General features: G+C 39.5%; 18 protein-coding genes. 9 read left to right on the top strand and 9 right to left on the bottom strand.

Annotated elements, in window-relative coordinates; genetic code table 11:
• Positions 1-4 precede the first annotated feature (4 nt).
• The gene (locus tag HDC90_RS22165; RefSeq protein WP_184470328.1) at positions 5-1,399 is read left to right on the top strand and encodes an McrC family protein; all 1,395 of its coding nucleotides are present in this window, start codon (positions 5-7) and stop codon (positions 1,397-1,399) included.
• Positions 1,400-1,510: 111 nt separating this feature from the next.
• Here the strand turns inward: HDC90_RS22165 and HDC90_RS22160 are convergent, their stop codons facing one another.
• Together HDC90_RS22160 and HDC90_RS22155 are read right to left on the bottom strand one after the other, a co-directional pair.
• A complete protein-coding gene (locus tag HDC90_RS22160; protein WP_184470326.1) occupies positions 1,511-2,287 on the bottom strand; it encodes an HNH endonuclease in 777 nt (258 codons plus the stop codon).
• A 43-nt stretch (positions 2,288-2,330) separates the two neighbouring features.
• On the bottom strand, positions 2,331-2,579 hold the full coding sequence (locus HDC90_RS22155) for a helix-turn-helix domain-containing protein (RefSeq protein ID WP_184470324.1): 249 nt from the start codon (positions 2,577-2,579) through the stop codon (positions 2,331-2,333).
• A gap of 306 nt (positions 2,580-2,885) precedes the next feature.
• On the opposite strand from HDC90_RS22155, the gene HDC90_RS22150 reads away from it, so the two are divergent.
• Positions 2,886-6,167, top strand: a complete 3,282-nt coding sequence (locus HDC90_RS22150; protein WP_184470322.1) for an SNF2-related protein — start codon at positions 2,886-2,888, stop codon at positions 6,165-6,167.
• A gap of 607 nt (positions 6,168-6,774) precedes the next feature.
• Here the strand turns inward: HDC90_RS22150 and HDC90_RS22145 are convergent.
• The gene (locus HDC90_RS22145; protein WP_184470320.1) at positions 6,775-7,215 is read right to left on the bottom strand and encodes a hypothetical protein; all 441 of its coding nucleotides are present in this window, start codon (positions 7,213-7,215) and stop codon (positions 6,775-6,777) included.
• Positions 7,216-7,734: 519 nt separating this feature from the next.
• Between HDC90_RS22145 and HDC90_RS22140 the strand changes: the two genes are divergently transcribed.
• The 4 genes from HDC90_RS22140 (at position 7,735) to HDC90_RS22125 (ending at position 9,807) form a co-directional block, all read left to right on the top strand.
• A complete protein-coding gene (locus HDC90_RS22140) occupies positions 7,735-8,316 on the top strand; it encodes a hypothetical protein (protein ID WP_184470318.1) in 582 nt (193 codons plus the stop codon).
• Between the two features lie 64 nt (positions 8,317-8,380).
• Positions 8,381-9,157, top strand: a complete 777-nt coding sequence (locus tag HDC90_RS22135) for a DUF3560 domain-containing protein (protein ID WP_184470316.1) — start codon at positions 8,381-8,383, stop codon at positions 9,155-9,157.
• Positions 9,158-9,205: 48 nt separating this feature from the next.
• Positions 9,206-9,574: a hypothetical protein gene (locus tag HDC90_RS22130; protein ID WP_184470314.1), complete on the top strand. Its 369-nt coding sequence runs from the start codon at positions 9,206-9,208 to the stop codon at positions 9,572-9,574.
• An 11-nt stretch (positions 9,575-9,585) separates the two neighbouring features.
• Positions 9,586-9,807: a hypothetical protein gene (locus HDC90_RS22125; protein ID WP_184470312.1), complete on the top strand. Its 222-nt coding sequence runs from the start codon at positions 9,586-9,588 to the stop codon at positions 9,805-9,807.
• A 621-nt stretch (positions 9,808-10,428) separates the two neighbouring features.
• Here HDC90_RS22125 and HDC90_RS22120 read toward each other — a convergent pair.
• Positions 10,429-11,439 (bottom strand): hypothetical protein, encoded by a 1,011-nt coding sequence (locus HDC90_RS22120; RefSeq protein ID WP_184470310.1) that lies wholly within the window; start codon positions 11,437-11,439, stop codon positions 10,429-10,431.
• Positions 11,440-11,959: 520 nt separating this feature from the next.
• Between HDC90_RS22120 and HDC90_RS22115 the strand changes: the two genes are divergently transcribed.
• A complete protein-coding gene (locus HDC90_RS22115) occupies positions 11,960-12,745 on the top strand; it encodes a hypothetical protein (RefSeq protein WP_184470358.1) in 786 nt (261 codons plus the stop codon).
• 132 nt (positions 12,746-12,877) lie between these two features.
• Here HDC90_RS22115 and HDC90_RS22110 read toward each other — a convergent pair whose 3' ends face one another.
• The 5 genes from HDC90_RS22110 to HDC90_RS22090 all read right to left on the bottom strand — a co-directional run bounded on the left by HDC90_RS22110 (position 12,878) and on the right by HDC90_RS22090 (position 19,338).
• On the bottom strand, positions 12,878-13,057 hold the full coding sequence (locus HDC90_RS22110; protein WP_184470308.1) for a hypothetical protein: 180 nt from the start codon (positions 13,055-13,057) through the stop codon (positions 12,878-12,880).
• A 118-nt stretch (positions 13,058-13,175) separates the two neighbouring features.
• Positions 13,176-16,268, bottom strand: a complete 3,093-nt coding sequence (locus tag HDC90_RS22105; protein ID WP_184470306.1) for an efflux RND transporter permease subunit — start codon at positions 16,266-16,268, stop codon at positions 13,176-13,178.
• Between the two features lie 108 nt (positions 16,269-16,376).
• The gene (locus HDC90_RS22100) at positions 16,377-17,435 is read right to left on the bottom strand and encodes an efflux RND transporter periplasmic adaptor subunit (protein ID WP_184470304.1); all 1,059 of its coding nucleotides are present in this window, start codon (positions 17,433-17,435) and stop codon (positions 16,377-16,379) included.
• Positions 17,436-17,442: 7 nt separating this feature from the next.
• Positions 17,443-18,696 (bottom strand): TolC family protein, encoded by a 1,254-nt coding sequence (locus HDC90_RS22095; RefSeq protein WP_221451929.1) that lies wholly within the window; start codon positions 18,694-18,696, stop codon positions 17,443-17,445.
• A 198-nt stretch (positions 18,697-18,894) separates the two neighbouring features.
• Positions 18,895-19,338, bottom strand: a complete 444-nt coding sequence (locus HDC90_RS22090) for a hypothetical protein (RefSeq protein WP_184470300.1) — start codon at positions 19,336-19,338, stop codon at positions 18,895-18,897.
• Positions 19,339-19,896: 558 nt separating this feature from the next.
• On the opposite strand from HDC90_RS22090, the gene HDC90_RS22085 reads away from it, so the two are divergent.
• On the top strand, positions 19,897-20,472 hold the full coding sequence (locus tag HDC90_RS22085) for an adenylate kinase (RefSeq protein ID WP_184470298.1): 576 nt from the start codon (positions 19,897-19,899) through the stop codon (positions 20,470-20,472).
• 171 nt (positions 20,473-20,643) lie between these two features.
• On the top strand, positions 20,644-21,639 hold the full coding sequence (gene obgE, locus HDC90_RS22080; protein ID WP_184470296.1) for a GTPase ObgE: 996 nt from the start codon (positions 20,644-20,646) through the stop codon (positions 21,637-21,639).
• Positions 21,640-21,859: the final 220 nt, after the last annotated feature.

The following is a 21,859-nucleotide window of genomic DNA, read 5'->3' as shown; positions in this document are numbered from 1 at the left end:
GCCTATGAAGATCACGATACCTGTCAACCACAATTTTTATGAGGAGAAACCCATTTTCCAAGAAGAGCTAGCATCAGCTTTCAGCGTGAAGCGGTCTAATCTCAGGGGAGTGGAAAAACTATTTTCGGGTTTGCTTGAGCTTAATTTAGATGAAGAAAGGTTTCAAAACGTAAAATTATTCAATTTTGACAAAAGAAAACCCTTTAAACCGGATCGTGATCGGATGGTTTTGAGGTTGTATACGAAAGAGGATAAACAGAAGCGCTATATCATACAGACAGGGCTGTATGCGGGTACCCTTTTTCACAATGGTTGTAAGATCAATATCTCCTCAAGATACGGAGATGCTTTTTTAAAAAGGATGCTTAATTTCGTTTGTGAAGTATATATCGACAACGAGAAAACCAATGCTCAAAAAGATCGGTCCGAAAACCAATTTCTTTTTATTATCGCTCACTTATTTATTCAGGGGCTGGAAAAGGCATCGGTATTAGGTTTACCGCAAGAATATGTAACAAAAAGCGAATGCAGTAATAAGGTAAGGGGACGGGTTGATTTCAATACCTATCTGAAAAGTAATATCCCATTTAAAGGAAAACTTACCTCGATTTTCCGAGACCGGGTCTATGTGCAGGAAATTATAGACGTATTATATCTGGCTATTCGTAAACTGGAGTCTGTTTTTGGTAAAGAAATCCATAGCCGTCTGGTAGGCATTGGACAACTTCTCAAGCAGATGTATTCTGGTAATTACGCCACAAAACAGACAATACAAAAGGCGAAAGGACATCGATCGATAAATAGTCCGATGTTTTCGGGATTTAAGCGTGTGCTGGAATATGCCGAGATTATCTTACTAAACGAGGATCTCAAACCCGACGAAACTGACCAAAAAACACCTACTAGAGGACATCTTTTTGATATTGCTGAACTTTTTGAACTTTACTTGGAAAAACTCCTTTCGCGTAACTTCAATGATTGGTCAGTCAGCGCTCAGGAGGATATTAAATATTACCAAGACCAGTTTTACGGCCGTCAAATGTTTCCTGATCTGGTCATGAGGCATCGAGAAACGGGAAAGATAGCTGTATTTGATGCGAAGTTCAAAAAAATGGACATGATCAACCGGGACGTTGATAGAGCGGACCTACATCAGATCCATTCGTATGCCGGTTATTATGGTGTAGATATGATTATGAGTGGTTTGCTTTATCCGCTATCCAAAGAGATTCCCATTGATAAATCACATTCAGAGTCTCTATATGGGGTTGGCAGAAATCAAATAAGGTTTATAGTTGATGGTGTTAATGTCAATAGTGGAATGAAAATGGCCGAAATAATTACCCATGAAGATAGGTTTATCGCCCGGATTCGCAAAAAGCTTAATAGCGAACAGTAAAAAATGTTGAAAAATGGAAATCGGCCGAATTTATGGAAAACTATGGCGTAATTCAATCTGCGTCAGGGGGTAAAGCGGTCCTTTGGACAAATCAAATGGGCGAGGGGCCGACTATTTCTTTCTTAAGATCGCTTTGAGCTGTTCGAGAGTTAACGTAACATTCTTTTTTCTATGGATCATCGAATGACAGTTGGGGCAGAGTACGATCATATCTTCTTTGGGAGATACCTCGCGAACTCCTTCTGCTACCGGTTTGGTATGGTGGACGTGGATGAATCCTTCTCCCCATTCTCCATAAAGTTCCCTAAAATTGACCGCACAGGCCATACAGCTTAAGCCATGGATTTCTATAGCCCTTGAGCGAAGATTGGGATCTCGCTCGTAAACCGTAGTCATAACCAATTTTTTTCGACCTTCGGTACTGGTATAGCTTTCGCTTTCTCCTTGATTTTTATCATTGGTCTGATTTTCATCCGTCCGGTCGGAAAGAGAAATGATACGCTGATAAACTTCTAGCGAGATACCACGTACACCATTGCGCCAATAATTGGTCTTCTTTGAATCTGGAATGGATTCCAGATAAGTTCCATTTTGAGTAATTTCAATTGGATATGAAAAACGTGTAAAATGTTCAATATCTGCATAAAGATCACCTTTACTTGAATCAGGATCTGGATATACATGACCAATGACTGCTGTCCCGAAATAGTATGGGGCAGGTGTCATGCGTTTATCCTTAAACGTTTTTTTTAACATTCGGCCCTTATAGTAAATAATTTGGGTTCCTGGCAACAGCAGTTTCTGATAGGTCTTTGGAAAGTGATAGGTTTCTCCGGTTTGGTCATGCCAAAGTGATTCATCGTTTTCGGCTATGATAGCGTAATTCATTTTTTATTGTTGAGCGTTAGATTTTAAATTGGTTCCAGCATGCTTATTCATGAGTAGCTTTCGGTGATGGTAGCGAGCAAACCACAGATAATTCCTGGTCAAGTGCTGCACAGACCTCAAGTAACGTTGAGAGCATAAAATCCTCCTTCGCATTCTCGATATCACTAATCTTAGACCGATCAATGCGTTCACAACGGTTAGCTAACTCTTCCTGTGAAAGACCTTGCTCTTTTCGGAGCCGCTTAATGTTGTTGCCGATAAGTTGATAGGTGGATTGATACACAATTTTCATTGGGATGAAATTCGAGCATTTTTGGATAATAATTCGTGGCAATATTGCCACTTTTTGAGTTGTTATGGAGATTAGAAGTAGAGTAATGATTCATCAGATGTCTCCCCATAAATGCTATGATAGTCACGGGTTTTGAACTAGACTAAACGATACAATATCTCAAAAATTGATTATTCATCGCCACAATTGCATCTCTGGAATGTCTTTTTACATCTTGGAAAGCCTGACACCAGGATCAATTTTTTGAAAAATTGAATAATTAAAGTTTTTCATTAGATTTATGTAATCTACAATTAATCTCGATCCATGTGCCCAAATACAGAGGATAACCAAAGTTTACAAATTACAATAGATTTTGATACACCGAAATGGCCGGACCAAAGCCTTTTTCCGTTAAATCTAAAAGCACTGTCCCGAACGGTTAGGAGTGTGGTATATACCGATATAGAAGAAAGTTCCGAGTATATAATCATTACTGGATTCACTTCTCTATCCAACCTTATTGACCTTTTTGGTACAAAGGATTTCAAAAGCAACCGTTTGGTCCGCATCCTAATCGGATTTGAACCCAACATAAAAGGTAGAAAAAAGTATCCACGGTTAGGTCTTGACAAAGAGATAAAAGATTATTGGTTAAAACGGGGTCTTTCAATTATGCAGGGAGGTGCAGTGATGCATCTTATAGATAAAATCAACCGTGGTCTTTTGGAATTTCGCTTTAGAGATAAGCTCCATGCAAAAATATATGTTGGCGACCAATTTGCAGTTATGGGGTCTTCGAATTTCAGTAATAATGGGTTGGCAAGTCAGGAAGAAGCGAATATAAGAGTAAAAAATAATTACACTAACCCTTTTGAGCAACAGCAATATAAGGATATTAAATTGATAGCTGATAGCTACTATGAGGATTCCGAACCTTATAATGAAAAAGTGATTGATCTCTTAAGGAATCTGATAAGCAAAGCCAGTTGGGAAGAAGCGCTCGCCCGGGCAATAGCAGAGGTTTTGGAAGGAAATTGGCTAAATGAATATAAGGATATTATCAGCAAACTGGAACGTACAAGGCTTTGGCCAACTCAATGGAAAGGACTCGCCCAGGCAATATCGATATTGCAAAGCCACTCGAATGTGCTAATTGCAGATCCGACTGGGGCAGGAAAAACCAAGTTATGCACCTCCGTAGTTTTGTCATTGCAGCACTGGCTTTATGATATAGGTAAAAATTACCGGACAGAATCAGTCATTGTATGCCCGCCATTGGTTTTAGAAAAATGGGGGCGCGAGTTTAAAGCCTTTAACAGGATCAATCATACCCAGATTTCTCATGGCTTATTGAGCAACTCAACAGGGCAAAATAGAAAAAAACTTATTGAAGATCTCAATTTAGCAAATATTTTGGTGATAGATGAAGCGCATAATTATTTATCTTCAGAATCGAATCGGACAAATCTAATAAAGGATAATAGGGCAGACTATAAAATTTTGGTAACCGCTACTCCAATAAGTAGAAAGGTAGAGGACATCCTTAGACTTATAGATTTGCTGGATGTGGATAATCTAACAGACATTGATTTTATAAACTATCAAGAATTGGTTCTGAAGCCTTATCTTAGAAATAAGCCGGAAAATATTAGAAATCTGCGAAAGTTCATCAGTAAATTTACGGTCAGGAGAACGAAAAAAGGGCTGAATAAAGAAATTGAGAAGGATGAAAAAAGCTATCACAATAACCTTGGGGCTACCTGCAAGTTTCCAAAGCAGCGCGAACTGACCTATAGCACTACTGAGTCGAAAAAAGACAAAGAAATTGTCCATGAAATAAATGAACTTTCGAAGCAAATCAAGGGAATTACTTATCTAACTAGGTTCAACAAACCCAAGTTCGAGGTCTCGAGCGAGGATACCTTAAGGTCAATAATCCAGCAAAGACTGCATGGGAGTAAACAGCTGTCTATATATGTAATTAGGGCCAGATTGAGATCCTCCAAAGTGGCATTGGTAGAGCATATTGAGGGTTCAAAAAAAGCTATGGAAGAGTTTGAGTTTGATGGAAAGAATAATGATTCGGGAGATAAACTAGGTGTGTTAAGAAAAATACTGGAGTCGGGTGAGCTTCCGTCCATATATCAAAAATTTAAAAAAGAATACTTTCCAGATTGGCTGACCGATATTGAAGCATATCAACAAGCCTGTCAAAGAGAGTATGATATTTATAACAAAATTTCTCAGCTTGCAAAAAAGCTTTCAAACAGCAGAGAGTTAGGCAAAGTGGCAGAAATGGCACTTATTTCTGCTCATCATGATAAAATCCTTGCCTTTGATAGTACAGTTATCACACTATACTATTTTAGGAAGTTATTTTTAGAACATTATCCTGAAAAGGAAATTCTCGTGGCATCGGGCAGTGAAACAGATGCTGGAAGCCAAAAAATAATGGAATATTATCGGCTTGAATCAGAACATAATGGAAAGTGTATTGCATTATGCTCAGATAAAATGTCAGAAAGTGTGGACCTCCAAAAGGCCTCCTGTGTATTTCTTCTAGACACACCCAGCGTACTGCGCGTGGTCGAACAAAGGATTGGAAGGGCAGACCGCATGGATAGTATGCATGCAGCGATCGATATTTATTGGCCAGTAGACTCTGAAGAATATGCCATGAAAACCGACGAAAGACTGTTTGCGACCAATGAAATGGTTGAGCAGATCTATGGAGCAAATTTCGATCTCCCAGAAGCGCTAAAGGAGCGGAGATTTGAACAACTCAATTCCACAAAAGACATGATACGCGAGTTCAAAGAGTTTGTTGACAAGGATGAGTCCTGGACAGGAATACACGATAGTTTTCAATTCATTGTCGATTTGAAAGAGGGCAAAACGGCATTAATCAAAGAAGAACTATACGAACAGTTCAGAAACGTATCGTCCGAGGTTAAAACAAAGGTTAGCTTCATCAAATGCGAAAGTAATTGGTGTTTCATCGCGTTAAGAGGTGGGAAAAACAAAAGTCCACGATGGTACTTTATTGATGGCCAAAACGATATACACACTGATTACCCTGATGTTTGTCAACACCTTAGGGAGGGGCTGAGCGGAGAATCTGTAAGTATACCCTGGGATCAAGATAGTTTGCGGCAGTACATTGTTTTTTTTAGAACAAAAGAACGGGAATTATTACCGCCTAAGAAAAAACGCGCTTTGGAGGTAGTGGAGTATATTCTGATAATGAAATTAAAAAACAAAAAAATCGATGCTGATATAAAAGTATCCTACCAGGAAATGTTAAACGCGATTATGGGAAAATCGAACGAAGTGTTTGACTACGAAAGGTTGGCTGAGGAATGGATACAAATCTTGCAGCCAATCCTCAAACGTAAAAGAGAACTGCTGAGAAGAAAAAAGACAATACTTAATTTAGCGAGTCTGAAAAATGACTACAAAGAAATTCAATTTGAGCCCGATCAGCTCTCTGAAATGATTGAAGGTTGTATTCTTGGAGAGGATATCGATAAACGAATTGCTGCCTGCATTATCGGAATATCTAATAATACCCTTCAACAAACCTCCGAAGGGGAAGAGCAATTCTAATTAAGCTTTTTTCTCTGAGTAATAGTAGACAGTTTACCATATTAATAATGATAGAATCAAATTTTATCTGAGGATCAAAATTTCTAAAGTTTGGGTTAGAAATTTTGTTTTTTAGAATAGAATTTTTATCACTGTATTAGGTTGGAATAGTCTAAAAATAGCTGTTGCGTAATTGTATCCTTTTCTGTTTAACTTATTGATTTATAGGTTTTACACTTTCTGTATCGGACATCGAAGGAGAACTGAGAGGCTTTAAAAATTTTTTAATCGTAAATAAAGGTCTCACTAAAAATGGAATTTGGAACTTTAGTAAAGGCCATTTGGTTATTTACGGCGATCTGTTTGACCGTGGAAAACAGGTTGTTGAACTGCTGCGTTTCCTGACAGAACCGGAAAGCGAAGCAAAAAAACCGGGGGTTATGTCCATATTATTTTTGGTAACTACGACATTATGAATATGTCAGGAGATTACCCATGTGTTGATCAGAAATATCTGGACAGTAACGGTCAACCATCACGAGAATATCTCGAACTCTTCAGTAAGGGCTCGGAACTGGGAGACTTGCTGCGGTCAAAAAACATCATCAAAAAATTGGTAGTCTGCTATTTATGCATGCCGGGATATCACCTGAAATCCTGAAAATGAATTACTCTGTTGCCCAGCCCAATGCATTATGCAGACCTTATTGTGATGTAAAAAGAAACGACCTGTACCTGGACAAAAATGAACTGTTTGGTACGGGCTCACATTTCTGGTACCGGGGTATTTTATCGAGCCAAAGGAAATTGCCGATTTTGTTGGCAACACCTTAAAAGCGTTTGATGTTAACATATCAAAGTCAGGAATACCATCCTGGATGAGAATATCGCCAGTTGTTATGGTGGAAAAGTTATTAGCATTGATGTAGATATACATGCCGGGCATTTTGCAGGTCTTCTGATCAATTACAATAACATGTTTGTAGTGGATAATAAGGGCGGAAGAAAGCCGCTTTGTTACTTTTTCAAAATACAGGGATTTTAGTGCCAGAATCTTTGGATTACACATACGGTGTTAGTTTGATTGTTTCTAATTTTTTGCCTCTGGCACTCGTCGGGGTCTTTTTTTATTTTGGTTTTTTTATGGATTAAATGCTCAGGGTTTTTGGTGGATGATTGGTTTGGGATGAATCAAGATAGATGTGAGCGATTAAGTGCTTTTACCTGCAGAAAATTTTGCTTCTACCTTTTTTGAGCACAAATTTCTGAACAATCCATTTTCCGCCAAGACCGGTGCCCTGCGGGTTTGCTGGAAAAAAATCTTCCCTGTTCGCTGCGCTCCCGAGGTTTTTTTTTCCGCAAAGTCTTGTCTTGAAAAATGGATTGTGTTCAGGTGAGGGTGACTATCAAAAAGGCAGGAGGCTCCTGCCGACTGATATTTTTTTAACCCATAGTACCATGAATACAATTAAAGGCAGAAGCCCGCCGATTCCGGTTTTTTGACCCTGCTGCGCTGGTGGCGCTGAGGGACTGGCCGCTGATGGCGGCTGTTTTAATTTCTTTTCATTCACATTTAAATTTTGAATTTATGAAAACGACAGTAATTAATTCTAGTGCAATTGCAAATAATGGTTCAGTTGATAATAAAGCTAATGGCTTAGCTGGTGGTGCTGCTGCGGCTTCCAATGGTGGCAGTGCGATAGTGCCGAATAAGGATTTTGATAAGCCTTCGGGTAACGGTAAAACAGCGGTAAAAGCTGGCGAGGGGGCGAAGGTAGAAACCCTGAAAGCAAAAATGGATGCCGAAAAAGGGGAAACTGGGGCTGGGGAGAAAGAGGGGGGTAAAACGGCTGCGATGGAGGTTAAAGCTGCCCGCAATTTGGATTCTACGATTAAACTGGCTTTGGATCTGACACGCCGCATCAATCAAAGGGGCAAGTTACTGGAAACCATTGGCACTTTAGAGGCTTTCGAGGTGGCGCAGCAGGATGATGCGGAGGAGACAGATGTTAATTTTTATCAGGGCTGTACGCTGACCATTGAGGATGATAATGGTAGGGAGTTTTCGACCAAAAACCCTTTTATCATTAAAGCTGTAGCGGCGGATGTTAACCGTCTTTGCGTGGATAAATTGGCGGAGATCGAAAGCGAGATTTTTATCCCTGCTTAAAATGCTGATGCCCTTTGGCTAGTCGGTCAGGGGGCATTTATTTTTTGATTTAATTTTTAAAGAGATGAAACACGATTTTAATGAGCGCAAAGAAAACCGCATCAATCATGCGAGAGCTCTGGGCAAAAAAAACGAAAAGGAATCCGACCAGCTTTATCATTCTGCCGCGGACATGGCCTCCGTTATTCCAATGGGGCAGCCGATTTTGGTCGGTCATCACAGCGAAAAGCGTGACCGCAGATACAGGGAAAAAATACATGATACCATGGGTAAGTCTGTTGAAAAGCAGAAAAAGGCGGCCTATTATGCAGATAAGGCCGAAACCATTGCTTCAAATGATGCAATTTTTTCAGATGATCCCGAAGCGCTATCGAAATTAAAAGATAAGCTTGCCAGGCTACAGGCTTTGCAAAATTTTATGAAAGCAGCAAACAGGTGTTTGCGCAGACAGAATAAAGCAGCTTTTTTAATGTTGCCCTCGGCTACGGCTGAAATGTGGGGAGAGCTGAATGATACCAGTCGCCGTAATTTTGTTGGTTTCCCTTCTTATAGTCTGACCAATAACAATGCAAAGATCAAAACGGTAGAAAGCCGCATTAAAATGCTGGAAGCAATCGAGGCAAGGGCTGAATTTGATATGCAGATTGGCAGCGTTAGGGTATGGGAGAACAAAGAGGGAGGGCGGCTGCAAATGATTTTTGAGGGCAAACCGGTGGAAGAAATCCGCAGGGAGTTAAAACGCCACGGTTTCCGCTGGAGTGGTTCGCAAGGGGCTTGGCAACGCCATATTTCTGCTAACGCGCTTTACTGGGCGAAGCTGATCGCTGCCAAAGTAAACTAATATTTGTCCAGCTGGGGCGCTGCTGCCCCTAGCTTAATTTATCAGATTATGAAAGCTTTACATGAATTAACCAATACGGGCAAGGGGAGACTTTTATTTGAACTCTTCCCCGATGAAATGCCCGCGCTGCTGGATCACCTTGAAGAGGTCTGCGCTGATTTCAGGGCAAACCATCAAGATTATAAAATGAATTGGGATAACGGATTTATGCCCTTTGATTATTGGTTTAGCCTTTCCGAAGAATGTGCGTCTTTACTAAAAAAGCATGGCCATACGATGCGTAAGAACAGCAAAGTGTTTTCCGATCAGCTTTTTTATGGTTATACGGCTCTTTTTGTCAATGACCGCATTGTAAAATATGCCAGCCATTCGGGCAATGAAAAATTTAAACAGGCGGTCGAATTGATCTATACTTAAAATCTATAGCCATGAAAGAGTATATTACCGATAATGAAAGAAATCTAATTGAAATAGATGACCTGCAGGCAGCCATCTATCAGGTGGCCGATTATATCCATTACCTGCACAGCGAGTATGCGCCTGAAATGCACCGTTTTGATCAGAAGCGGCAGGCCTATTGGCGCGATATTTCTACCAAGTTGAACCTATTGAAAATAGAAAGGAGTCGGGATCGCATTACAATGAAATAGATTAATAATGCTGAGATACATAAAATAGCCGTTACCACTTTTTGGAAGATGGCTATTTTTTTGCTGCGCTTTAAGTGATGGATGAAGTGAAATTTACGCTAAATTTAGCAGAAAGCAATTTTGTTGATTGGATGGGTAAAATAAAAAATAGGCAGAATATTTTTACTGTTAATTGCAATAGTAGATTTTAATTTCAGTTAGCGAGAGGTCTCCCTTCAAAGTCTTCCTAAAAGTGTTTTATTTAAAATCTCACAAAAACCTGGCTTGTCTCCAATTTTGGACATTTTTGAAAAATTCGCATACTGAATTGAAAAATGGTTCAAAAACATGTTTTATTAGTGTTTAAATGGGGTTCAATTCTGATCCCAAAAATACATTTTTTTGCTTTTTTTGGACGTTTTTTTAGTTGTTTTTTTAGCTAAAAAACTAATTTTCCAATTTTTCAGATTCAAGGGAATAAATTTAGAAACAGCCTTCTCGCTATCACAAATGGGCTATTTTTTCCTGCGTTCCACATTATCGAACAGTGTTAGTAATGGAATTATTTGTTCAAGTGGCGTCCCTAGATGTGCACAGATAGAAGCCTTAGAGAAATCTAAGGCTTTTTGCTTTAATAGAATTCTAATCTCTGTCTAGACCGTCAGTGTATCCCATAGATTTAAGTCTTTCCTTTATAACCTTATCTGTTTTAGCCTTAGTGGTATAAAAGGCAAGAGTTTTCAGTGAGTCTGGTCGGGGAAGCTTAAGGAAATTTTCGAAGTCAATTGCAGTTTTGTAGATTCTAAGATGGTTTAGTTTGTTTAATTTATCTATACCTGTAAATGTGGTAAGGGCTTTGCAGTTCAATAGCTTAATATCTTCTAGGTCTTTTAAGGGTTGATCAAACTGCAGTTCCTTTAATTGTATATTGTCCTCAACTCGCAAAGTTTTTAACTTCCCAAAGTTTGATATATTACTTAAATTGTTAAAACCTCGTACCCAAACAATTTCTAAGTTTTCAATATTGTTTTTTTCTATCTCGTCAATATTGCTTCGACCACCAAGGATAATCTTTAAGGTCTTAAGTTCTCTAAGTTTATTAATAAAGTGTAGTGGAGCCTTGGAAATTGAATTCAGATTTAGTTGATTCAATTGACCAAGTTCTCCTATAGAATCAATGTTTTTGGTATGTCCACAGACCATAAGTGTGGTCAAGTTGTGGTAGTTTCTTAGGTGGTCTAAATTAAATGCCTTTATTCTAGTGCCTGTCAGCATTAGGTATTTAATCTTATGGAGATTTTCTGCACCCAATATTTCGGTTTCTTTCATTTCAAAAACACCAAGTCCAAATCGTTCAAGGTGCATCAGTTTAGTAACGATTTCCAAGTTTTTAACTTCCAACATGCAATCCAGAGACAAATTTTTTACATTAGGTATTCTTTCCAGGTTTTTACAGTCGAAGGTGTGCCCATAGAACCTGATACCAAAATGAGAGTTGTAGTGCTTGCAAAGGTTATTAATCTCATTAAGAAGTTTGTCGGTATAAAATTTATCAGAAAATTGTACGATAACATCCCAACCTAATTTGATCTGTTTTTCGATTAACCGATGGTCAAGTTCTTTTGGATTTTGGATTCTGTTTTGTAGGATCATGAGCATTACTTTGAGAGTCCAAGATAATCGATCCTAATTCAAAATGCAATGAGTATTAAGGATCTGATTTTCTTCAGCCAGTTTTGAAAGGATTTTCTTTAAACTATTTTGTATTCATTTGTATTCAATTTTTCTTTCTGTCGTGTCAGTAGTCTCAGCCTTTAAAGTGCTTTTAAAAAAATAAAGAGATGTTGAGTTTATTAGTTTTGGTTTAACGATTACATCTTCCTTAATTAGTGGACTATGAGGCTAGTGAATTTACAATTTGTTTGCTCTATAAGGATTGGATATGTATTTCTGATTTAAAGTTGAAATAATTTAGACTTCAAACTCCTCTACTAGAGATAAATGTGATTATTTAAAAATACCTTATCTTCAACAATATAAAGAAAAAATTAATTAATTAATATATTCTTGATTTTATTGCCATGGTAAAGAAAATTTGGTAAATTGTATCATTGATATCGTGATACGGGTTTGAGATGAAAATTAACATACCATTAATATAAAACAAAAAGTTATGAGAAAATTATTTTCGCTGGTAGTCATTATGGTTTTTTATATAAACCTGAGTTTTGCTCAAACTACTATACCTTCACAATCAGGTTCAGCAAAAGCTAAAAAGGGAACTAAAGCTAGTGCTAAAAAAGAAACGGAATCAACAAGTGGTGTTAAACTAAAAAAAGATGGCACGCCTGATAAACGTTATGCTTCTAAAGCAGAAGCGGTTCCGGCTGCAAGCAAAGCTGCACCAAGTCCAAATGCGAGTGGAGTAAGACTAAAAAAAGACGGCACACCTGATAAACGTTATGCTTCTAAAACAGAAGCAGTCCCAGCTGCTACAAGTAAAGCTGCACCAAGTCCAAATGCGAGTGGAGTGAGGCTAAAAAAAGATGGCACACCCGATAAACGCTATGCTTCTAAAGCAGAAGCGATTCCGGCTGCAAGCAAAGCTGCACCAAGTCCAGATGCAAGTGGAGTGAGGCTAAAAAAAGACGGCACACCTGATAAACGTTATACTTCTAAAACAGAAGCAGCTCCTACCACAAGTAAAGCCGCGCCAAGTTCAAATGCTGATGGTGTAAAACTTAAGAAAGATGGTACGCCAGATAAACGTTACAGTGCGGCTAAAGAAAAGGCAGCCCCAGCAGCACAAGCTGAAAATTCTGCCAATACAAAGAGTTATACGCCTACGGTAGACAGAACACTATCCGGTCCTAACGGAGAGCAGGTAATAACAGGTCCACGCGGCGGAAAATATTACATTAATAAGAATGGTAATAAAACTTATCTCAAAAAACAATAGTTTAAAATAGACCTATATTATTGGTTATCACAGAAGTGGCACTATAGTTAGGTAAAGTGGTACTCCTTTATATCTTATATTATAATATAAAAAGCCCTGTCGTCAAACGGCAGGGCTTTTGCGATTTTATCTTTACAATTTTATAAACCCGTTAAGATTGTTCAGCTGGTCATCATAGTCGAGTTCAGTATCATCATAGACAGCTGTTCTGTCGTCATGTTGAACCATTGATTTTCCTACTTCCAAATCTTCTGGAAGAATATAGCCTTTTTCTTGTGTGGCTTTCACGATAATGAAACTTAGCATTTCCATTTGGTTTAATTGTTTTTATCGATCTTGCCTAGCACTATGTTTTCAAGATAAAAATACAAAAAATTTAAAAACGCTCCAAATTCATAGCTTAAGTACTCTTTGTTCACTAAGCAATAAGTCACTTCTTATAGAATTTGAGCCTTAACTGTTCAATAATGAGGTACATGGTTGGCACTACAAATAAAGTCAGCACCATAGAGCTGGTTAGGCCGCCTATGATTACCCATGCCATTCCGTTTTTGATCTCCGAACCTGCTCCGCTCGCAATAGCAATTGGAAGCATGCCTAAAATCATGGCCAAGGTAGTCATCAATATTGGCCTCAGACGCTCTTTTCCCGCTTCAATCAGCGCAGCTTTTACCTCAAGACGCTTTTCCGTTCTTAGCTGATTGGTGAAATCGACAATCAGGATCGCATTTTTGGAAACCAATCCAAGCAGCATAATCATACCTATAATAGAGAAGATATTCAGGGTTTCCATGGTAAGGGCTAGGGCCAGCAGCGCGCCAACCAATGCAACAGGAATGGAAAATAATACCACAAATGGGTAGACCGCATTTTCGTAAAGTGCAACCATAATCAGGTAAACCAACAGGATTCCGATAACCAGTGCCAGGCCAAGGCTGGCGAAGGCGTCCCCCTGATTTTTTATATCTCCAAGATACTCAACAGTAATTCCCGGTGGTAATTTAAATGCACCCGCTTTTGCTTTTATATCACTGGAAACGGTACCAGTTGGCCTTCCGGAAACATTTGCATTAACAGTGATAGAACCCATGCGGTCAATGCGCTGAAGGATACTTTCGCCCAGGCCTTGGTTAATCTGCGCAAATTGCGATAGGTTAAAGCTTTGACCATTGGAATTTGTAAAGGAAAGCCTCCCTACATCTTCCATTGCCGAGCGGTCAAAGCGGTCCAGGCTTATCAGGATCTCGTGCTCATTGCCCTGCTCCTTAAACTTACTCTTGTTATTGCCACTAAACGCATTTTGAAGTGACAATCCCACCTGCGTAGCATTGAGCCCAAAGCGGGACATCTTCTCCCGATTCAAATGTATCTCAACCTGGTTGATTTGATCTTTTACTGAAAGTTGAACAAACTGTGTTCCTGGCACACTGGCCACCAAGCTGCGGTATTGCTCAGCAACTTTTCTTACCACTGTCCGGTCTATGCCCTTTATCGCAATTTGGATAGGTATGGAGCTGGCATTACCTGTGATTGATTTGGCTGATGAGGTTACTTTTACCCCTGGAATATGTGCGCTAAGCTTTTGCTGAATTCTTATCCCGAATTCATCTGCCGTGTAGTTCCTGTATTTTTTATCTTTCAAATTTATCGTTATCTCAGCGCGATTTGCATTGTTATTTGATCCCACAACTCCTCCGCTCACAAACCCTATGCTCGAAAATACATGATGCACTTCAGGCTGTGACATGATAATCTTTTCTGCCTGTTGGGTAATCATTGTTGTTTGATAGATGGATGCTGAAGGTTCAAGTTCTAGGTTGATCAGAAGTTCGCCCTGATCGCCCGAAGGAATGAAGGAGGCGCCTATAAAACCCTTACCGATTAGCATAAAAGATCCTAAAATTAACAACAGAACTCCAGATAAGAGCCATCTTTTTTTCTGCAGGATAATCTTCAAAAAATTCCCATAACCAGCCTTCACATCCTCAAGAAGATTTTCAAACGCAATATTAACACGGTCCCACCAATTTTTTTTACCCAGGTGTTCGAGTTTTCCGAACCTGCTGGATAACATGGGCGTAACTGTAAAAGAAACGAATAAACTCATAAGGGTAGATACGATAACAACGACTGAAAACTCTCTAAGAATGGCCCCGATCATCCCACCGGTGAGGGCAAGAGGCAAAAAGACCACTACATCTACTAGCGTAATGGCAATTGCTGTAAAACCGATTTCATTGCGCCCGTCAAGTGCCGCTTTCCGACGCTCAGTACCCATTTCCATGTGCCGGTAAATATTTTCCAGTACCACGATCGAATCGTCTACCAGAATTCCAACAACCAGCGACATGGCCATTAGTGTCATCAGGTTCAAAGAGAAACCCATCAGGTACATCACAATAAATGTTGGTATGATAGAGCAGGGGAGGGCTATCATAACAAACATCGAACTGCGGAAACTATGTAAAAAAGCAAGCATTACAAGACCAACGATGAGTACTGCCAAACCAAGGTCTTCCATAACAGCATTTGCCGACTTAAGTGTATATGTGGATTGGTCGCTCGATACAATAAAACGTATTCCCTGAGATTTGTATTGTTTTTCCAGCGTGTTAAACATTGTTTTGATGCCTTTGCTTACATCTACTGCGTTGGCATCGGTCTGTTTGATCACCTGGATACCGATGGAGGGTAAGCCGTTTATGTGATTAACGGCCGTCTCTTTAACACTGGCATCCACCACTTCACCGAGGTCTTTCAAATAAACCGGTCCCATGCCTGCCTGCTGCCTGATCACCGTTTTGCCGAGTTGTTCGAGTGAGGATATATTGGCGTCGAATTGTATTGCCACTTCCTGGCTTTGCGTTTCGATGAGCCCTGCAGGAAAAGAACGGTTTGCATTTCCAATAGCATCACTAACCTGGGTAATATTTAAGCCATAGGCTTTTAGTTTATCCTGATTGATATTTACCTGTATCTGGCGTTCTTCTCCTCCGATTACATTGACCTGCCCTACACCTGTACCATTTTGTAGGATAGGGCGGATCTCCCTATCTACAATTTCGTATAATTCCCTGGCTGATAAATTAGCGGTCACTCCCGCCCTGATCACAGGGGTTTCCTCAAGGTTTATTTTACTGACTTTCGGCCGATCGATATCTATCGGCAGGTCATTCTGCGCCTGGTCTGCTTTACGTTGTATATTGCGATCTGCCTGATTTACATCTGTACCGCTTTTCAGTTGTATGGTGATCTGCGAGACTCCTTGTTGAGAAGCGGCACTGATTTTTTCAAGGCCTTCTACTGAGGCAAAGGCATCTTCCAGTTTTTTGGTGACAGCACTTTCCACCTCTGCAGCAGAGGCACCGGGATAAATTGTACTTACTGATACTGTTGGCACCTCTACATTAGGTAAGAGTTTATAGCTCAGTTTAAAATAACTCAAACCTCCAAAAAGGAGTAGGACAGTAAATATAACGATGATAAGCAAGGGCCGCTTGATGGCAATTTCCGCTATAGACATTTTTGAAAAGTTTAATTTCTTATATACTTTATCTTTTGTTATAAAACAGACTTTAAACAGTGGTTGGACTTAACACATAGTCTTGAACCATTAAAAATGGCGCTTATATTATTTAGGGATGCTGATTAAGCTGCCGTCTTTCAAGTTAATCTGGCCTGAACTAACCACCTGTTCACCAGCTTTAAGGCCTGATAGAACTGTTATGAACCCGGCCGCCTCCTGTCCCACCTGGATAGTGCGCAGTTTCGCTGCGCCATGCTGCACTACGTATACCGCCGGTTTTTGGATACTTTGAATAACGGCTTCGCGGGGAATGACCAGTGCTGGAGCGGTATTCTTCGTTTGAAAATCTACATATACAAAGGTTCCGGCGCGAAGTGCCATCCTGGAGTTATTATCGACCTGGATTTCGGTCAAAAAATTATTTGCCTGGTCTGCTTGAGGGCTGATAAAGCTCACCCTGCCCACGAATGTTTCACCGGGGTAAATATCTGTGCTAATCCTGACCTGCTGCTCTTTGTGGACCTGATAGGCTTCGGCTTCACTCAAGTTCACTTGTACATTAATTTTAGCCAGGTTTACAATCGTTGCAACCTCTGCCCCGGCATTTATAAACATGCCCTGCTCAATAATTTTGGAAGCAATCATACCGCTGATGGGAGCCTTGATTTTCGTATTGCTCATATTCTTTTTTGCCTGCGCAACCTGGTTTAGGGCGTTCGTATAATCCTGCTTCAGATTATTTACCTGTTCCTGTGTGGCCGCCTGCCCCTGAAGAAGTTCAGTATAAGTATTAAGGTCAGTACGTAATTTTGAGGCAATGCTTTGCGCTTTTTCCAATTCCAGCTGTTGCACCCTGGTATCAGCCAATGCGAGCAACTGACCCTCGGCGACTATATCGCCAAGATTAAAATTTACAACCGATAAGGTACCACTTGCGCCTGCCAATACTTTGGCTTGCTTATAAGGGATGAGATTTCCGGTTTTGACAATGCCCGATTCGATTTGCTTATGGAATACCATAGCGGTTTTAACAGGAATCCGGATATTCTGAGTGCTCCGGGGCCTGTTTTTTTCATTAATGATTTTTTTATTGGAGGATAGCTTAAAAACCACCAAAAGCACTAATGCAAATAGTATGATGATGATAATATATTTTTTCTTCATATAGATTCTATAAATCGTTATAAAATGTTTTTAAGCTGCCACCAGCTTTTTCGATTTCCATCCGGGCCTGAAAATAGGCGTACAAGGAGTTGAGATAATTGTTTTGTGACTCTTTTAACGCATTTTGTGCATTTAGCCATTCGGTAATATTGGTAGTGCCCTTTCGGAGCTGCAAATCAGTAATATTAAGCACGGCTTGGGCCAACGCGATATTACGTCGGTTGTTTTCCAGGTTGCCTTGCTCCTTGATTACCTTTGTCTGCGCATTCAGGTATTCAATATTAAATTTATCCTCATTCATCTTTATCTCCTCCTGTGCATTCAAACTTTTGTATTTTGCCTGGTTATACTGGGCATTACGTTTCAAGAAATCAAAAAAAGGAATGCTGAGTTTCAGCCCTACAGCCGAGTAAGGCGTGAGTGTGGAAAATGCTGAAGCTGGATAGTCGCCAAAGCCAATTGCACCATATTGTGCATAAGCTGTAAGTTTTGGCATTGCAGTAGCCTTGATCCTTTTCTGATCAATTTCCAATAGTTTTGCATTGATCTTTGAAAGCTGAAAATCAATCCGGTTATCCAGGTTTAAATGGCCAGAATCAACCGTATGCTGGGATACCTGAACGAATAACTTTTCTGCAGATATACTGTCCAATGCCAGGGGCTGATCCAATGGATATCCCATTTCAAATTTCAACTGATTTTCGCAGAGGGTAAGATTGCTTTCTGCTACCTTTATTTGGGCGAAAGTGTTGTTGTAGTCAACACTTATCCTATCAAGATCCTTTTGCAGGAGCACACCCTTTTTAACCTTCAACGCATTGATTTCCTGCTGTTGTTGATAAGTGCGAAGATTCTCACCCAATAGATGTAGTTGTTCACGGTAAACGAAAACCTGGGTATAAGCGTTTCCTACATTATAGATAATGGTTTCCTCACTCTGCCTTTCATTTAAGGTAGCCTGTTGCGCATTATAACTATTTGCCTTCAAACCTATCAGTAAAGACTGGTCATAAATCGTCTGGTCAATCCTGGCTACATGGTTGGTGTTTATTTTTTTAGTAAAGGCAACGCGGATGTCATTGGGGCCGAAAATACCCCCTGGAATGACCGTCTGCTGAACCTTTAAGTTGTTATCCAAACTACTGTTTATCCCGATAGTGGGTAAGTACGCCGCAAGCATTTCCTTAGCTTTTGCATCGGCAATTTTCTTTTCGTTTGCGTAGATCGTTCTATTACGGTTATGCTTTAGCCCGTAGTCCATACATGCTTTTAGTGACGATGGCACCTGAGCAGACAAGCAAAAGGGAAAACAGGCTAACAAAATTAATGAATGTCTTGTATGCATGGTATTAGATGTTCTTACAGGTTTTGGAAGTACTATTCTGTGTTAGTACAATAGCCGGTTTTGAAGGGGGCAAAACGGTGATTGAAAACATAATTCTTTTACTTGTTTTCATTATTATTTGATGGGATGGATTATGGAATGGAAAAAATCAAAGAGGAATACCTTATCAAATGACTTAAACAGTTGGGCGTTTTTCTCACCGTTTAGTCTGCGGGGGCGCTTATCATTTGTAAAGGAGAGGATCAGCCAGGCTTCTTCATTGAAGACAGCCTTAGCATGGTCAATTTCTGCCGTATACTGCCCAAATTTGTAAATTCCGGCGTAGTGCAAGTTAACAAGACAAACCTTCGCGCGGATTTCTCTGTCCTGCATGGTGTAAGATGGATACGGTCTCCATTCAGCTATTTGCATGGAAGGCCTGTAGCATAAAATAAAATGGGAAAGACAGGCTAGAGTACTATATCCCATCGAGGGAAAAGTTTCTCTTTCCGGATGCAGTTTGGTGGAAATTTTTTTCCGCTCCAATAACAATGGGTATTGTACAGTTTTCGCTTTCATGAAACCAAAGAAAGCTGTTGAAATAGTATTAAACTGCGTTTTTATACCAAGTGCTTTGGTTTTTATACCAAAACCCTAATTTGGTAGGTTTAGTTTTTTCGTGAGCTGAGCCGTATGAAGGTCGCCATAGGTACTGTCGATCTTGGGGGCTGATCCGCCAGATATGGATAAATCAATTCGTATTTTATACACTTTTTGACCGGATATTAATATCCAAATAATTTTCTTTTTTCACAACGCTTACCGAAACAAGAAGATCGGGATATCGCCATGATATGTAAAAGAAATTGTTTGGTCAGGTTTATGATTATTTGAAGAAAATTCTGTTAAATATAAAAATGGCACAAGATTCTTCTTAGAATAAGATAAATGTCATTAAAATAGTCCTTTTTTAAATAAATTATCAATTTTAAATGGCATCTAAATTAATAATTATATATTTGCAGCCTCGAAAGTAAGCAATGTCTAATCCTATTAATCAGTGATTTGAATATTACTTTTAACAGAGCCATAGGAATAAGGCTTTTTTAATTTTTGAAGACAACCTAAACAACTTGAATGCTTAATTTAGTTCTCTTTGGCCCTCCAGGGGCGGGTAAAGGCACCCAATCTGAAAAGCTGATTACAAAATATCAGTTGGTACACGTTTCAACAGGCGATCTTTTTAGAGCACACGTTAAAGGAGAAACCGAATTAGGAAAAAAAGTAAGTCAATTGTTAGCTGATGGGGAATTGGTTCCTGATGCCATTACGATTGCCATGCTTGAAGAAGAGGTGGATAAAAATCCTGATGCTAAGGGGTTTGTGTTTGATGGGTTTCCGCGTACCGTTCCGCAAGCAGTTGAGCTTGATTTATTTTTAGAGCGTAAAGGCAGTAAAATAGCAGGAGTTATCGCTTTAGATGTAGATCAGGATGAATTAACAAAACGTATTGCTGAACGTCATAAAACCAGTGGCCGCCCTGATGATGACGCTGAAAAATTGAAAAAACGGATTTCAGAATACTTTGATAAAACCATTCATGTATTGCCTTATTATGAAGAGCAAGGAAAGTTGAATAAAGTTAATGGAATTGGTGAAATAGAAAGAGTATATAACGATCTTTGCGCTGTAATTGATCAATATAAAGTGTAAGGTTCAGGTAGCAAGTATCTAGTATCAAGTAAATTGGATTGGGATTAATTTTATTATCCCGGTCGTATTTTAAAAACATACAAAGAGTTATAATGTTAAAACGTTATAACTCTTTAATTTTAAAGGAATTGTTGTTTCAACGTTCCAGTATTAACATTTCAATATTAAAATATGTCACAGGGTTCGAATTTCGTAGATTATGTAAAAATTTGTTGCCGTTCTGGTAAGGGCGGGGCAGGTTCGGCACATTTGCATCGTGATATTTTAACGTCAATGGGTGGCCCCGATGGCGGTGATGGTGGTCGCGGTGGCCACATTATCGTTAAAGGCAGTATCCATATCTGGACATTATTACACCTTAAATACCGTAAGCATATCATTGCAGAAGATGGTGGCGCTGGTGGTAGTTCCCATAAATTCGGCAAGCAAGGTAAGGATGAAATCTTAGAGGTTCCACTTGGTACCATTGCCAAAGATGCTGAAACCGGAGAAATCCTTTTCGAAATTACCAAAGATGGCGAAACGAAGATTTTAACAGCTGGTGGCCGTGGTGGTTTGGGTAATGCGCATTTTAAAAACGCTGTTCAGCAAACACCACGTTTTGCACAACCGGGTGAGCAGGGACAAGAGGTTTGGAACATTTTAGAATTAAAAGTTTTAGCCGATGTTGGTCTCGTTGGTTTCCCTAATGCAGGAAAATCTACTTTACTTTCGGTAGTTTCGGCTGCTAAGCCAGAAATTGCCGATTATCCATTTACTACTATTGTTCCTAATCTGGGTATTGTGAGTTACAGAGGTGGAAAATCTTTTGTAATGGCCGATATCCCCGGAATTATCGAAGGTGCATCAAAGGGTAAAGGTTTAGGGTACCGTTTCCTGCGTCATATAGAGCGTAATTCGGTGCTATTGTTTATGGTTCCGGCTGATACAAGCCGCTCAATTAAAGAAGAATACGAAATTCTTAAAAGCGAATTAGAATCTTACAATCCCGAATTAATGCAAAAGCCACACGTTTTAGCCATTACCAAATCAGATATGTTAGATGAAGAACTGATGGAGGAGATGAAGCAGGACCTGCCAAATATCCCATCTATATTTATTTCGTCAGTAGCTGAAAAAAATATTTTAGAACTGAAGGATATGCTTTGGAAAGCGATTGAAGGATAGATAGTTCATTAGTTCAATGGTCAGTTGTTCATTAGTTTATAATCTTACTAATGAACTAATAGCTAATGAACCAGTTAACTTCTGTAACGATCTACAATTAAGGGATCAAGCGGAAAAGTTGGGGGGGATGTTTTTTTAAGCATATATTTTCGACAATCTGAATAAGAAGAATTTAATATCCCTTACACCTCTTGAGGTTGCCCTAAAAGCTTTGATCTTG

Origin of the sequence: Pedobacter sp. AK013, assembly GCF_014205835.1 — a bacterium.
Taxonomy (GTDB): Bacteria; Bacteroidota; Bacteroidia; order Sphingobacteriales; family Sphingobacteriaceae; genus Pedobacter.
Note: the sequence above shows the minus strand (reverse complement) of the source record. Positions and strands in the feature narration are given on the sequence as shown.